The sequence below is a fragment of the Xylocopilactobacillus apis genome, from assembly GCF_033095965.1.
Classification (GTDB): Bacteria; Bacillota; Bacilli; order Lactobacillales; family Lactobacillaceae; genus Xylocopilactobacillus; species Xylocopilactobacillus apis.
In genome coordinates this window covers 2,152,720-2,166,025 of the sequence record NZ_AP026801.1, presented here as the reverse complement: position 1 = coordinate 2,166,025, position 13,306 = coordinate 2,152,720, and the positions used below count along the sequence as shown (strand labels likewise).

Below are 13,306 nucleotides of genomic sequence, written 5' to 3'. Positions count from 1 at the left end.
TAAGCTGAATTTTTTTATTTTAGGGCTAAAGTTTTCGGTAGTTCATACGATATATATAGTGTAAGAGGCAGCGGCCGAGTCATCTTACGAAAATAAAACAGAAGGAGTATTGAAATGTCTAAGGTTTTAAAAACTAATTTACAGGTAACTTTGGTTAAAGGAGCAGATAGAAAAACTAAAACTTTTTCTAATGTCGTTGCAGGAGTTGACGATGTAAAGGCACAAAAGTTAGGACAAGTTGTCGCTAGTCTTTCACCAAACGCTAGTCTCGAACAAGTTAGAGCTGTTGAAACAAAGGAATTTTAAGGAGGAGTCAAATGGCAAAAGTATTACAATTGAAGTTTAAAAATGAAGCTGGCAAGAACACAAGTATGAGTTTCACTTATGTGAACGATAATTTATCTCGTGAGACCGTTGCAAAAGCAATGGAAGATCTTGCTGCTCTAGATTTATTTAAGGACAAAGACGGAAATCTTCTTTATAAGACACCCGTATCTGCAAAATATGTTGAAACGACAGAAACAGAAGTCGTTCCAGCAAACTAACTATAAAAACTAAATTCCAAATTAAACATTGAAGATCACTAAGAAATAGGTGATCTTTTTTTTGCGTGGTTATATGCCCTTTACAATAAAAATTACCATTACTGTTGCAAATATGTTACAGTATTGATATTGGTACATATTTTGGTTTCTCAAAAATATTTTGAGTTATAATCATAAATGACCAAAAAGATTGAAAGGGAGAATTATGAAAGCAAATCATAAATTCAAATTTGCTGGAGTAGCGAGTACAGCTCTTCTGCTGCTGTCTCCTATCTCTAGTGCTTTTACCGCTGCTGCTCAGGCAGTTAATGTTCACGCTGACGGTAATAATTGGGATTACGATGTTGATAACCCTAATTTAAGTGAATATGACCAGCTACTTCAAAACGCTGGACCTAGTGACGGTTCAGTCGACTGGTACCCCGCTCAGCGTTTTGCCAGCAGTAAAAATATTAATGCGTCTCTATTAGTTAAACAATTAGTCGATCTATCGATCGCTACCAATGACTCTACTTCTGACGCTCGGAAAATTCTTTTTAATGATACTACCGGCGATAATGCTAATCAAAGTTATAAAGATACTTACGATAAATATAACCTCGCTCTTGGCTTTATCTCCCAGATCCTAGCATTCAAAAATGCTCGGGTTGGAAAGGTGCTTATCTTAAACAAGGCTTTGAATCGCCTGATGGAATACAAGTTGGGAATTTTGATCCTAATGAGGATAAATTCGCTGATACTGGCGAAACTCCGAGAGATATCATCCGCCAAATTCCGCAGTCTAAAGACGGCGTTAATATCTCTGACGTTTTAGGTACTGCCTTCTTTGGCAATCCTGATGATGCCTATGCGCAGCTTTATATTAATGGCTATGATAACGTTTCGCAAAATACGGAAAATATTATTCGCGAAACGACTTCTTCCATTACGATCGTTGCCCAGAGCAAAGCTACTGGTAAAAAAGCGACTGCCGTTTTTAAACTTAACAACAAGACTTTTAATCAGCTGCCTGATAAGGTTTTGTTAGAGAACAGAATCGATAAGTCGCCCGCATTTTCCGGTACTTGGGGCACTAAATATATTCCTGAGTCTGAGAAAGCTGAAGCTAATTCTAAAGGCTTGTCGCGGTTAGGGGACTCTACCAACGGGGCCTTTAATCAGACCACCAATCTTAGAAATGGCTTGACCGATGATCAGAAGTTTCAGCTCACCGGTGGTGGGTCGACTGCTTGGGTTGATCCCAAATCTGGTGATGGGACGATCGTCGTGCCGCGCGGGACGAGCGCTGATGTCATTGCCAAGAAGATTTATCAGCTTCAATACCAAAGCAACTTCTCTATCCGCAACGTTGCTCCGATGAAGGCTATTCATGGCGATGAATTTAGTACTCACCCTTCCGGCAGCTTGTCTACTAAGGATAACTCTTACAACGTCCAGTTTAATCCTAAAGGAACTGTTGGAACTAATGATGTTGATAAATTTGCAGCAACTAACGATAATCTGACGCCTGTTAACAATGATAATTTTAGCTATATTGATCCTGTTTCGAGCGATACAGTTTTAAAAGCTGAAGGTGTTAATAACTACCTTGCGGTCGCTGATCCGAGACAAAAAGAAGATGGATCTCAGGCTGGGCTGAAGACTGATTTCAGCAACAAGCTTCTTCATACCCCGCTTGACACTAACTCTACTGGAAATGATGGGATTGGCCAAGATTATGACAATACCGTAGCTAAAAGGATCCCTAATCAGGCTGATACTAGTGCAGATGGGATTGATACGCCGATCGGGGCCAGTCATATGGATACTGATAAATTCGGGCATGGACTTCCAAATACTGTAAACTTTTGGCCTGCTTATGATGTTAATACTTCTTTAGGTGCCGGAGTTAATGGTCTTGGTGTTAATGACGCTATTAATAAAGATCAGGCAAAATATGATAAAACTAATAATTACTATGAAGTGCCCACCTATCCATTTGGAGGACCAGACACAGCTTCAACGTTTGGGGGTGGAGATGCAGAATCAATTACTTTAGATCCAACATCTGCGGAAAATCAGCTTGGTAATGTTGTTCATGCTTTTGAGCCAAAGGACGGCAAGAAAGATGCTGCTTCTCCATTCATGGTCCGTGAAGCTTGGGACAGTACTCACGGCATCTTCGGGACTGCTCCTTTTACGGGTACAACGGAACAGCAGATTAAGGATAAGGTTGCAGCTAACGGTTCATTTACTGACACAACCGGTAAGTCAATCAAGAAGAGCTTTACCTATGAAGCACCTTTAAACAACATGGTCTTCAAGTCTTACCGTAATCCTTACAGTACGGTCATCTCTACTGCTTTGCCTTTTGCGAAAGATAATGCTGAATTTACTACCGGGAAGTATGATGACGGCAGTACATTCCCTACTGGGGGACTTGATAATCCTGCAGGATTAGCTGAACCGCTTGTAACACATCCTGGTGATATGAATAATTCCACTAATAGTTTCAGTGGTGAGTATAGTAATGAAACTGATGGCAATACATTACTATCAACGCTCCCATATACGAACCCGTGGTATGTCAATTATAGGGGTACTGCCAATACTATTGGTAGTATGGACTATAATGACAAGATTACTGATATCAAGGAAATGCAGAAGTAAATATTCAGGGCGCTCCAAACGCTACGGCTAAGTCTCTGCACTTAAATGGTCTTACTTGGGAATCTAAACGAATTTGGATACCGATGGTAATGGTGTTGTTGATACAACTGACACTAATACTAAAAAAATGGGTATTTATAATGCAAATAAACATGTTCAAAAAGTTGATGACTCAACTTTGAGCCAAGGATATGGGCCCAGTGGAAATATGAAAGTAGATGTGACTTCTGATCTAAGTATACCTCCAGCAGGTTCGACTCCTAATGAAAATAATACATATAATAGATGGATTGAGACAGATGGAAATAAATTAAAGGGAAAAGAATTACATAATGAAATATTTACCACTGCTGATACGGCTCATTCAGTGCCAAATTGGGAGGGGGAACTCATCATCCTCATGACCATAATGGAACCATAGCTGATAATGAATTGAAGCAAGTTCAAGATGCTAACAATAATGATGGGTTTAATTTAGACGACAATGGAAAGCCATTTTTGAAACCAGGTTCATTTGTTCGTAGTACATTGGTTGGAATACCGTGGTCGGGTTCGATAGGATCTTCATATAACAATGCTGCTGAAACAGGGGATTTGTAGTACCTAGTTCGGAGGTACCAAATCCAAACAATACTTCAGGAGAACAAGTAACAGGTAGTGGACCCTATTATGGTAATGGAAATATTGTGGTAAAATCTGCGACACAAACCCATCATGAGGTCCATAAACAGTTTGCCAAGAATGTTGGATATGTACTGATTAACGCAAGTGGTTTGAGTGAAGCTCAAAGCAGAAAGTTATCTAAATATCAAATTCCTGATGGAAAAAGGGGAACGGATTCAAATAATTATTTAAACTATATATCAAATTCTAATGATTTCGGAGATACTGAGCGTCCTTATATTTCTCCAGTAAATGATGATCTTACCTATCGTGGTGGATTACTTGGGTAATGAGTATTCATGGAGACCAAAGTAAGCCAGGAATGACTATTGATCATTATACAGCTGCTGATACAGATGCTACTGATCCAAATCCAAACTTATATTTTATTAGTCAAGGTAGTACAGCAAGTCCATCATTAGCTGGAAGCATCTATAATTCGATATTACAGAATGCTTCTAATGCTGATCCAATTTTCTTGGAAACACCTGGTCTTACACCTGATGAAAATAATGTCAGAGTAGATAAAGATAATGGTCAATTTGCTTCAGATACAGACTTGCATTATGGTTTGGCTTGGAACGATTCGTCAGATTTACCGCAGGTTAAAATCAAACGTTCACTTAACGTTCAGTATTTAGTTCCAGTTTCAGTTGCTAGAAACGTTAAAACTACATGGGAACAAACTGTGGATACTAGATACGAACAAACTTCTGATGCTCCTTCTCCTACACACGGTTATTTCTATGATATTAAACAAACCGTTAAGACAGACTACGATAACTATAATCTGTATTTAGGAGATGTAAAATTAGGTTCTTCACAAAGCGCAGATAGACCTATTGACGGTGTACTTACAAATACTTCTGATACCAATTCATCATATTATAATAATTATAATGCTGTTAATACAAAAACCGATTCGCTTGCTAAACTTCGTCCAGTAAACAACCAGATCGCCTATACTCGTATTGACAAGAGTTATCCTCATTATGATTCAGAGCTGTTTGATAAAGGTTCAAATACTGATGATATCAGTGCTAATAAATCATCAGTTAGTGGAAATAAGTGGATTGGCGAATCTAACGAAATTTCAGCTGATTCCAACAAAGAAAAAGATGCTGAAGCTTCAAAGAAGATCGGTACTTCTGATGATTATTCAATCGGAATTGTTAAAGCTCCTGATAAATTCTTCAAAACCACTGGCGGTGTTCCAAATGATCCGAAAAAAGGTTTAGAAGCTAATGATCAAAATGTTGTTCAATCAACCGAAAATGCAGCTGACGGCAAACAAGGAATCAACAAGACGATGGACGTTGATGCCAATGACAACGGAATGGCAATCAGTGATCCTGACAGCTACACAACATTAGCTAAAGCATATAATGTTAATATTAGTGGTGATGGTGATAAAGCTAAAGTTACTCCTAATGATAAAGATAACAGTTCTAATAAGTGGGATCGTGTTAAGTTAGTTGAACAGTTAATGCAGAACGGCGGAGATGCAGGTGCATTCTACTACATTCCATCCCTTCCTCGTCTTTACAGCAATTGGGGCAAAGCCAGAGTAAACGTAGTAGTTTATGATCAGGCAGCAGTTCCAGCTCCAACTAAACAAGACACAAAACCATCATTCTCAACAACAGATGTATCTGGCGGAAACGATCCATTTAATGTCAGTCTTCGTCCATATACCACAACATATGATGATGGTGCAGTATTAACTACTGCTAACGTTCCACAGAACTTCAAAAACTTATTAAGTAGAACACTAGTAGCTGGTAACCCTGACTTAGTAGACAATACAGGTAAAGTAGCAGCTAATAAATTACAGCAGATCTTAGTTAGTTCATTCTTAGGCAGCTGGCAGCAGAATGACGGCAGCTTCAAGCAGACTGACTCAGGACGAGGTGTAAGTTCACCGCTCTACATGTATGGCGGCTTTGGAATCAGTAACTCTGATACGAAGAACTCATACTCACAATGGCCGAAAGGTTATGTTGATGGAACCGGTGACTACAGCAATGCCGTAAACAGCTTCCCAGGGGACTTCTACCGTGGCGGAGCAGATCTAAGACTTACTGACGGCAGCGGAAAGATCAATGGAATTCCAATGACCTCCTTAAGTGCAGATATCAGTAAAGTAGATGTCACAAAACCGGGAACTTATCCAGTAGTTTATACCTACACTAATCCAAGCAATGCCAAAGATACCGCAAGCATTACGGTCCCAGTTACGGTAACTGATTCAAGTGCACCTGTATTTGCCTTCCAGGGCAGTACCGACAGTACCATTAATGTTGGCGACAGCTTTAATGAGAATGAGTACAAGGTCGTAGGGTCATGGACAATCTTTAACAATTACGGCGGAGATTACTCGAAGCTTCCTAACTTTGAAGGAATCGCAAAGAGCAGTGACGGAACACCTCAGGTAACGATTACGGGACATGTTGATACTCATACGCCTGGTATTTACCAGTTAACGTATAAGGCAACAAGTATCAGCGGTGCAACAACTACAATGGTTAGAAACATTACCGTACTGGCTAAAGAGAATGCAGCTGAATGGACATTAACCCCTAATAAGATGGTTGGGTACATCAATTATGTACCAGGCTATGGCATTATGGTATACAATGCACCAGCAGGCAAAGCAACCGGTCAGAGATTAGCACATGGTACAGCATGGAAGATCAGCCAGAGAGCAGTTAATACAAAGGGAGAAGTTTACTATGCAGTAGGCAAGAACCAGTGGATTAACGGCAAGTACGTGTCATTCACGCCAATTAACACGATTACCCCACTACGAGGCGAAGTACAGATCGTCTACAAGAAGGGATACGGAGTTAACTTGTGGAAGAGTGCAGGTACAACGAACGGCTTCTATCCAGGACGTAAGTTGCAGCATGGTAGCAAGTGGAAGACATCTGGTAAACAGAATGGCTTCTACAAGGTTGGTAAGGATCAGTGGATCCAAGGCGACTATGCGAGTTACAAAGCTTACTAAGAGCTAAAGAAATAGAACTCAGTTGATTCTGGGTTCTTTTTTTGCGCATATTACAGCGGGTATTTTTTGAAGATCAAAGTAAAAAATGTTTTAAAATAAAATTGATTTTATTGCAGTGCTAAATTATTATACTTGTAGTTGATCTAACAAGTTATTTTAGAACTTCTATAACTTGTTTTTAGGGAGTGTTTTTGGTAGGAAACACTCTTTTTTGTTTTAATAATTGAAAAGTTAAGTATAATATCTTATAGAGATCAAGTTCGGAGGGCCCGAGGAGTAGGTGCCGAACTAACGAAATCCTAGAATCTGTGAAAATCGGATCTAGGGTTTTCGTTTTTTATGAGAAATATTAGGTATACAAAAATTTCAAAATATAAAGAAAAAAAAGCCTCAAGCCACTGGACGCCAGTGTGAGACTTTCTCTGTAGAGAACAGAACGAGCGTTGCGACGCACAACTGTTTTCTGTTCCACCATGAAGAACATGTTATCAAATCAGTTTTTGTTTTGTCAACTTTTATTAAATATTATTTTTTTCTGCTAACAAAGATTAAAATGACAATTCCATTTCTTTTAAAAGTTCGTACATCGGAATTGTTGAAACTTCGTATCTATTTGCGACTGCACTGATTTTAGGTTCTTTGTTGGAGAAAGATTTTTTATCAGGAAGAGAAGTTCGTAAATTTCCATCTAGTGTAACAATCGTAAAATCATTTACTTTTGCAATTGCAATTAACCACGGATCAGCTTTTTCTGGTTTTTGCCATTCCGCAAAACCTGCTTCTGACCAGCGAGAACAATTTCTAACCCACTTAATTAATTTATTATAAACACTAATTATTTCTTCATTAATTTCGATTTCGTTTTTCTGGTGTTTTTCTTTTACCCAGGTTACAAGTTCATCCGGGTATTCAATTTCATTGTTCACGTAATCAATTATTTGAACTTCGTGTCTTTTGTTGAGCTCAATCCATAGTTTCGAAAAAACTTCGGGATTATACCATTTCATGTGAGCGTCAATCAAAGAGATAATCAATTCCCAAAACTTTATTTACAAAATTATAGTAACTTTTCAAACCAACTCCTAACATTGAAGCAGCAGTTCTTAACGGCAGTTCACCACTAGATTCACTATTAATGACCGCACTCGCGTATCTACGGTCAACTCTCGAAAGAGCTGTAGTGTAGAAGTCCCTTTTTTCACTTTCCTTTTTCTCTGATTTTATAACCAGATTTTTAGATTGTTGTTCTTTTGCCCATTTAATTAATTCATTGCAATTATCACTAATATTAAGTTCTTTAGCTCTGATTGCGGTAGAAACTAAGCTAGTATGAAATTTATTGCTTAAGCGCTTAAGATTTTCTTGACTAGAAATACCGTCATTAATGTAATCTTTAAAAACATTCTCTGGCATCAGGATATTCACAGTAACTTGGTTAATCCAACGTTCTTTTTTGATTTGAGAATCTGGTCCGACATTTAGAATTTCGTTCTCTCCAACTAAAATATGAATTAGTTCATGCAATAAAGAAAATATTTTGCCTCGAACGCTGTCACATGAATTAATGAAAATCATTGGAGCAATCTCGTCGTATAAAGCAAAAGCTCGAAATTCATTAACATCAAGTGTTCGGTGGGTATCATTTCCAACAATTCCATTTTGCATGACTGTAATGCCTAGGGAGCTAATGCTTTTACGAATCACATTAAATGTATCAATATCAGTTCTGCTTCGTTGGTAAACTTTTGAAAAATCTAAAAGTTCAGTAATTTTATTTGCAACAGTTTGGGGATTATTATCGAATGTAAATTTGGGAATTGATTGAAATAGGATTTCACCGTTTTGTTCAATAAGGTAGTCTTTCAACCATTCTTGACGTGTTTGCATGCTGTGGATTGTGTCAATTAAACGTCTGCTGGGGTATACCTCTAAGTTGTTGATAGTTCTAAAATTGACAAATGAATTCTCTTCTTTAGGAATTTGTTCATCCATTAAGTAAACAAAGGGATTTTAGTATCATTACTAAAATTTTGAAGCTGTTTCAAAGTAGGGTAGTCTTCTTCTTTTTGAGGGTTCTGCCATCGATCAAGTTTATATTTTTTCTCTAATTGAGAATAATCTTTTTCACCGTGCTGAATTGCCCAGACAATGACTTCCCATTTTACGTGAATTCTTATTCTTTTATTCAATGAGCTACCCCCCTTTCATTTTTTATTTAGTATAATTGATAAAAATTCTTAAAGCAAAAAGATATTGTTAAGTAATAATTAATGCTTGACTTATTTAGCAAACGTTTTACTCTAAAGCCATGAATAAAAACATTGAATGGTTTAAAGAAGCTCGATACGGCATGATGATCCACTGGGGTTTATATTCACTTTTGGCAGGTGAATACAAAGGAAAATCAGCCGGAAATTATGCGGAGTGGATTCAGTCGCGCTTACAAATTCCAAACGCTGAATACGAGAAGTTAACGTCAATTTTTAATCCGATTTACTTTGATGCCAGAGAGATTGTTGCCCTCGCCAAGAACTGTGGAATGCAGTACTTGGTAGTGACGACCAAGCATCATGATGGTTTTGCGATGTATCACTCGTTGGTGGATTCTTACAATATCTATGATGCAACACCATTTCATCGCGATGTCATTGCTGAATTTGCTTCAGCATGCGATAGTGCTGGGTTAAAGTTTGGAGTGTATTATTCGCAGGATTTAGATTGGCATGAACCTAATGGGGGAGGCTATACAGCAAACGATGTTGAGTCCGCGGGGACTACTTGGGATAACAGTTGGGATTTTGTGCAACATGATAAAGATTTTTCTCAATGCTTTCACGATAAAATTTTGCCCCAGATCAAAGAAATTATGACAAATTATGGCGAGATTGCGACAGCGTGGTTCGATGTTCCAATGACTTTAAACTTGGAGCAAAGTCAGGAAATTTATGATGTTGTTAAGAGTCTGCAGCCCAATTGCTTAATTAATTCTCGTTTAGGTAATGGCAAATATGACTACGTTTCGCTTGGTGATAACGAGATTCCTGCGCGTAAAAATGAAGCGAAAGATGTTGATTACAATGCGTTAGGCGGGTTTAAACCATCACCTAACGGTCTATACGAAACTGCGGCAACGATGAATGACTCGTGGGGATTTTCCTATCGTGATCAGAATTGGAAGTCACCGACAGAGATTCATCAGTCTAAGAATCATTTGAACCACTTAGGGATCAATTACCTGTTAAATGTGGGACTTGATGGACTAGGACGCGTGCCAGTACCGGCAGCGGAGATTTTGCGGGAGGAAGTAAGGATTTAAATATAACTATAAAGTATTTTTATATATAATATTTGGAATTTTGTTTCTTTTTTGGTAACATTAATTAAAAACGGATGGACCTATAAGATCGAAGTAAGGTATAAAAATAAAAAATTGGGAAACGATGCAAAGATCTAAAATGTGCTAGAAAAAAATTCGGAAGTAGAAACGCAGATGGTCTTTTGTCTCTTGTTAATTTATTAGAAAGTGCTGAAAATTTACAAGATATTAATCTTTTTAGAATTTATAATCTACATAAATTATCTCATGATCGTAAAGATAAATATGCATTGGATATAAATGGTCGTAGAAGCGGTTATCGATTAATAATTCAACCAATTAATATAGATGGTACTAAATTTATAAATAAAGGTGATAATTTAATAGAATTTTATCGAGAAGTTGAAATAATTGGAGTTGAGGAGGTGTCAAATCATTATGAATAAAATAAGCGTTGGAAATTTGATTGCCTTTCATCCGGGTTATTATATTTTAGAGTATTTAAATCATGAAGGAATGACACAAGAGGAACTCGCAGAAAGGTTAAATACAAATAAGAAAAAAGTTAGTGAATTAGTAAATGGCAAAATTAATCTAGATGATGAATTAATTACAAATTTATCACTAGCCTTAGGGACATCAGAAACTGTTTGGCGTAATCTCAATAATAAGTACAAAGAGGTAAAAGCCAAAATCGATGCCGAAAGAAATCTAGAAAGTGAACGCCCAATTTTAGAACAAATGGATTATTCCTATTGGGTTAAACTAGATTGCGTAAAAAACACGAGAGATTTTAAAGAAAAAGTCGAAGAATTAAAGAGACATTTTAGAATCTCTACTTTAAAGGTTCTTAGTAAAAAAAATTTTTTGGTTCAGTATCGGACTTCTGTCAAAGAGGTTGAATCCAAGAATATTATTAATTCTAATGCTTGGGTACAAACGGCATTAAATATCGCTGTTCAAAAAAATGTATCTTCAATAGATCTAGATTATTTAAAAACAAAGTTACCGGATATAAGGAAAATGACGAAACAAAATCCAGAAGTTTTTTTGCCTGAACTTAATCGTATTTTCGAAAATTCTGGTGTGGCTTTTGTAATTCTCCCAAATTTAAAAAATTGTGGTATTAATGGAGCTGTTAAATGGATTGGCAAAGATCGGATTTTGTTGGCAGTTAATGATCGTAGTAAATATGCGGATCAATTTTGGTTTACATTATTTCATGAAATAAAACATGTTTTTCAGAGAAAAAAAGGACACATGATCGTAACGCCGATTGGAGATAATGGGATTACTAATAATTTGGATTTAGATCGTTTAGAAAAAGAAGCAGATCAATTTGCTCAAAATCATTTGATTAATCCTGCAGATTATAAAGCTTTCATTAAAGAAAATGATTTTTCTCGTCGAGCAGTATTAGAATTTTCTGAAGGTATTCAAATTCATCCGGGAGTTGTAGTAGGTAGATTACAAAGAGAGAAGTATCTAGATTACAGACACTTAAATGACTTAAAAATTCAATATCATTTCGACTAAAAGGAATTCAGTTTATCTGGATTCTTTTGTAATTATCTCGAACTTTCGTAAATGATATTGAGCAGCATTTCAGTAAAAATTACAGGGATTGACTGGAGATCAACTGCTGATTATCGAATCGATTATTTAAAAGATCATCTTTCAGCAATGGCGGATGCAATTAATATTGATCATATTCCTTGTTTAGGCTATACGATGTGGGGTCCAATCGAGTTAGTGTCATTATCAACAGGCGAAATGAAGAAACGCTACGGCTTTTTTTATGTAGATATGGACGATCTAGGACACGGTACCTTAAATAGAACTCTAAAGAAATTTTATCAGTGGATGAAACATGTTGTTGAAACCAATGGTGAAGCTTTAGACGAATAGAAAAAACGCTAATGAATTCAAGATCTGATTTCATTGGCGTTTTCTATTGGGGGAGCACTTAAACATCAAGATATGGCATTAAACGTTTTAACACCATTTTAAGTAATTGTTTAAAATATAATCCAAATCTTTTGGATTGAGCTTTTGTCCTTTACACATTAAATTAAAAGTCTGAAATTCATCGTATAAGATAAGTTTTCTAGAATCCAGTTTGACAAAACTAGATTTCGGGAATGGAGGATAGTTGTTACTCAATAAGTAGTTACTTTTAAATATTAATTTATTTTCTTTCCCCGCACTAGAGGAAACGTTCAGTACGTGAACGCCATTTTCTAAAACTTTAACTATTAGGTATGGTCGGCTATATGCAGGCATACTACCGTCAGCAAAACAAGTTTTACCCCAATAAGCTTCTATTACATAATCACCAAATGTCCGTCATCAATCGAAACCGTATATGATTCTTCATCTGCTTCAAATGAATCTAGTTGAGGGAGAATTTCATCAATATTGATCTCTTTTGGATCGTAAAAGAAGGTTACACCATTAATTAGTTCTTTAGTTTGGTTAATTTGCCGGTTATTTTGATAAGTATTTAAAACTTCTTTCATTTTATCAACTTCTAAATCTAAATCCTTATTTGTTATTTCAGCTAATTCTTTATGATGATAACCATTTTCGTTTGTTGACGCTTGATAACGCTTTTTCCAAAAATTGAATTGATGGTTTAATTCAGAAAGTTCTCTAGCAGTTAAATTTCCAAAGATATCAATAGTTTTATTTAAAACATCGTACTCTTTTTGAGAAAAATCAGGATCAAAATTTATTGAATCTTGTTTGAAAGAATTATAGTCATTTTTGTATTTTTGGCGAACTTCTTCAATTACGGTACCGTTTTCGAAAGCACACATTTTTTCAGGAAACAACAATTCTTTGTTTTCGGCATAATTAATAAAATTTGCGAAAAAAAGAAGCTTTTGTAGTTTCATATTTCCATCAAAAGTATCAGGGTGAGAATCAAAACCATTTTTTAAAAAGAATTTGGCATAATCAGTTACATTCCTCATTTTGATTTCCTCCATTTTGGCAATGCTTAAGCATTTATATTATATCAGTAAAAATATCTGTATTATAGAAATAAAAAAATAACATTAATAAGTATTGTTATTGGAGGATATTCGGGATCTTATCTCGTAAGTTATTTTTCAGTTGAAGTAA

The 13,306-nt window shown here is 36.3% G+C and carries 15 protein-coding genes and 1 pseudogene; 12 read left to right on the top strand and 4 right to left on the bottom strand.

Translation table 11 applies throughout. From position 1 onward, the window contains the following. Positions 1–114: 114 nt before the first annotated feature. From R8749_RS10335 to R8749_RS10300, 8 genes are all read left to right on the top strand, one after another. Positions 115–306, top strand: a complete 192-nt coding sequence (locus R8749_RS10335; RefSeq protein ID WP_317696610.1) for a DUF1659 domain-containing protein — start codon at positions 115–117, stop codon at positions 304–306. An 11-nt stretch (positions 307–317) separates the two neighbouring features. Beyond that, the gene (locus R8749_RS10330) at positions 318–545 is read left to right on the top strand and encodes a DUF2922 domain-containing protein (RefSeq protein WP_317696607.1); all 228 of its coding nucleotides are present in this window, start codon (positions 318–320) and stop codon (positions 543–545) included. A gap of 205 nt (positions 546–750) precedes the next feature. Next, positions 751–1,359 (top strand): hypothetical protein, encoded by a 609-nt coding sequence (locus tag R8749_RS10325; RefSeq protein WP_317696604.1) that lies wholly within the window; start codon positions 751–753, stop codon positions 1,357–1,359. Between the two features lie 206 nt (positions 1,360–1,565). After that, complete coding sequence (locus R8749_RS10320; protein ID WP_317696601.1) at positions 1,566–3,194, top strand: hypothetical protein; 1,629 nt, start codon at positions 1,566–1,568, stop codon at positions 3,192–3,194. 73 nt (positions 3,195–3,267) lie between these two features. Next, on the top strand, positions 3,268–3,615 hold the full coding sequence (locus R8749_RS10315; protein WP_317696600.1) for a hypothetical protein: 348 nt from the start codon (positions 3,268–3,270) through the stop codon (positions 3,613–3,615). Positions 3,616–3,626: 11 nt separating this feature from the next. Beyond that, on the top strand, positions 3,627–3,794 hold the full coding sequence (locus tag R8749_RS10310) for a hypothetical protein (protein WP_317696598.1): 168 nt from the start codon (positions 3,627–3,629) through the stop codon (positions 3,792–3,794). Positions 3,795–3,880: 86 nt separating this feature from the next. Then, entirely contained in the window at positions 3,881–4,147 is a 267-nt protein-coding gene (locus tag R8749_RS10305) for a hypothetical protein (protein ID WP_317696597.1), read from the top strand. Further along, positions 4,147–6,864 carry an immunoglobulin-like domain-containing protein gene (locus R8749_RS10300; protein ID WP_317696595.1) on the top strand — a complete coding sequence of 906 codons (2,718 nt, stop codon included), beginning with the start codon at positions 4,147–4,149 and terminating at the stop codon, positions 6,862–6,864. Before R8749_RS10305 ends, R8749_RS10300 begins: the two co-directional genes overlap by 1 nt. A 548-nt stretch (positions 6,865–7,412) precedes the next feature. Here R8749_RS10300 and R8749_RS10295 read toward each other — a convergent pair. From R8749_RS10295 to R8749_RS10285, 3 genes are read right to left on the bottom strand one after another with little or no spacing between them, the layout of a single operon-like run. Then, on the bottom strand, positions 7,413–7,871 hold the full coding sequence (locus tag R8749_RS10295) for a DUF4411 family protein (RefSeq protein ID WP_317696594.1): 459 nt from the start codon (positions 7,869–7,871) through the stop codon (positions 7,413–7,415). A gap of 7 nt (positions 7,872–7,878) precedes the next feature. Then, entirely contained in the window at positions 7,879–8,856 is a 978-nt protein-coding gene (locus R8749_RS10290) for an ImmA/IrrE family metallo-endopeptidase (RefSeq protein ID WP_317696593.1), read from the bottom strand. Further along, a complete protein-coding gene (locus R8749_RS10285; protein WP_317696592.1) occupies positions 8,856–9,053 on the bottom strand; it encodes a hypothetical protein in 198 nt (65 codons plus the stop codon). Before R8749_RS10285 ends, R8749_RS10290 begins: the two co-directional genes overlap by 1 nt. 119 nt (positions 9,054–9,172) lie before the next feature. Here R8749_RS10285 and R8749_RS10280 point away from each other — a divergent pair, with 119 nt between their 5' ends. The 4 genes and pseudogenes from R8749_RS10280 to R8749_RS10265 all read left to right on the top strand — a co-directional run. Then, entirely contained in the window at positions 9,173–10,180 is a 1,008-nt protein-coding gene (locus R8749_RS10280; protein ID WP_317696591.1) for an alpha-L-fucosidase, read from the top strand. A gap of 182 nt (positions 10,181–10,362) precedes the next feature. Beyond that, positions 10,363–10,626 (top strand): hypothetical protein, encoded by a 264-nt coding sequence (locus tag R8749_RS10275; protein ID WP_317696590.1) that lies wholly within the window; start codon positions 10,363–10,365, stop codon positions 10,624–10,626. Further along, positions 10,619–11,716: a helix-turn-helix domain-containing protein gene (locus tag R8749_RS10270; RefSeq protein WP_317696589.1), complete on the top strand. Its 1,098-nt coding sequence runs from the start codon at positions 10,619–10,621 to the stop codon at positions 11,714–11,716. Before R8749_RS10275 ends, R8749_RS10270 begins: the two co-directional genes overlap by 8 nt. A gap of 108 nt (positions 11,717–11,824) precedes the next feature. Further along, positions 11,825–12,088 (top strand): annotated as a pseudogene (locus R8749_RS10265) (family 1 glycosylhydrolase); the annotation flags it as partial. 416 nt (positions 12,089–12,504) lie between these two features. Here R8749_RS10265 and R8749_RS10260 read toward each other — a convergent pair. Further along, positions 12,505–13,155 carry a Panacea domain-containing protein gene (locus R8749_RS10260; RefSeq protein WP_317696588.1) on the bottom strand — a complete coding sequence of 217 codons (651 nt, stop codon included), beginning with the start codon at positions 13,153–13,155 and terminating at the stop codon, positions 12,505–12,507. Positions 13,156–13,306: the final 151 nt, after the last annotated feature.

Coding starts and splice junctions, on each gene's coding strand:
- R8749_RS10260 (WP_317696588.1), bottom strand. CDS start 13,155: ATGAGGAATGTAACTGATTATGCCAAATTCTTTTTAAAAAATGGTTTT.
- R8749_RS10325 (WP_317696604.1), top strand. CDS start 751: ATGAAAGCAAATCATAAATTCAAATTTGCTGGAGTAGCGAGTACAGCT.
- R8749_RS10330 (WP_317696607.1), top strand. CDS start 318: ATGGCAAAAGTATTACAATTGAAGTTTAAAAATGAAGCTGGCAAGAAC.
- R8749_RS10295 (WP_317696594.1), bottom strand. CDS start 7,871: ATGAAATGGTATAATCCCGAAGTTTTTTCGAAACTATGGATTGAGCTC.
- R8749_RS10290 (WP_317696593.1), bottom strand. CDS start 8,856: ATGGATGAACAAATTCCTAAAGAAGAGAATTCATTTGTCAATTTTAGA.
- R8749_RS10270 (WP_317696589.1), top strand. CDS start 10,619: ATGAATAAAATAAGCGTTGGAAATTTGATTGCCTTTCATCCGGGTTAT.
- R8749_RS10335 (WP_317696610.1), top strand. CDS start 115: ATGTCTAAGGTTTTAAAAACTAATTTACAGGTAACTTTGGTTAAAGGA.
- R8749_RS10280 (WP_317696591.1), top strand. CDS start 9,173: ATGAATAAAAACATTGAATGGTTTAAAGAAGCTCGATACGGCATGATG.
- R8749_RS10300 (WP_317696595.1), top strand. CDS start 4,147: ATGAGTATTCATGGAGACCAAAGTAAGCCAGGAATGACTATTGATCAT.